Here is a 728-nt window from a genome sequence, read left to right on the forward strand (position 1 = left end):
GGCTAAGGGCTGAAGGCTAATATTTTTAAGAGAGCGCATGCATTGATTCTCCTTATTTAGTAAACATCACTATTGAAGGAGGATACATTCTTTCAATAGCGTCTCAAGAATAACTGTTAATTCCTAATGAAGACAAAATATTTTTTATTTTTTTACCTACGGTTATTTTTTAGTCTCTGATCGTTTTCTCACCGACAGCCTTTGCGCACACATATGAAATCGCGCTTACACTTTGACATGCGTCATCCTGTTATGCATCACCTTCACGGCTTTTCTGAAGCGCGTTGAGTTTGGCAAAAACTTTATCAGCATCAAAATTCTTGTTGAGATCTTGTTTATGCTGAGCTTCATGGAAAGCAATATTTTCTGTAACCGATGCGGGGAGTAAAGATCTGTCAGCCTCGTTAGAGACGGTGTGATTTTTTGCAGCACGCTGGAGTTCAATATCCAAATCGATTTGCAAACACAAGCCAAGCCCTACAGGATCAAGAGGGACTAAATTAGCACTATTCCAATGGGTTCTGTGGCGAATTTGTTCAATGGTTGCTTTTGTTGTTCCAATCAACCTTGCAATCTGGGCATCTTTTAACTCAGGATGATTGATCACTAACCATAAGATACCATTTGGGCGATCTTGGCGTCGCGAAAGAGGGATATAGCGAGCACCTTTACGTTTTTTTTCGGGGATGTGGACTTTTGACTCGGAAATTTTCAAGCGAGCATTTTTG

1 protein-coding gene is annotated in these 728 nt (G+C 40.2%); it reads right to left on the bottom strand.

The window, feature by feature from the left end:
- Nucleotides 1-250 precede the first annotated feature (250 nt).
- A partial coding sequence (locus ACFIK8_RS11385) for a cell cycle transcriptional regulator TrcR (protein WP_375669490.1) occupies nt 251-728 on the bottom strand: 478 nt, incomplete at its 5' end.

The organism is Bartonella sp. MR168JLCBS (genome assembly GCF_042194175.1).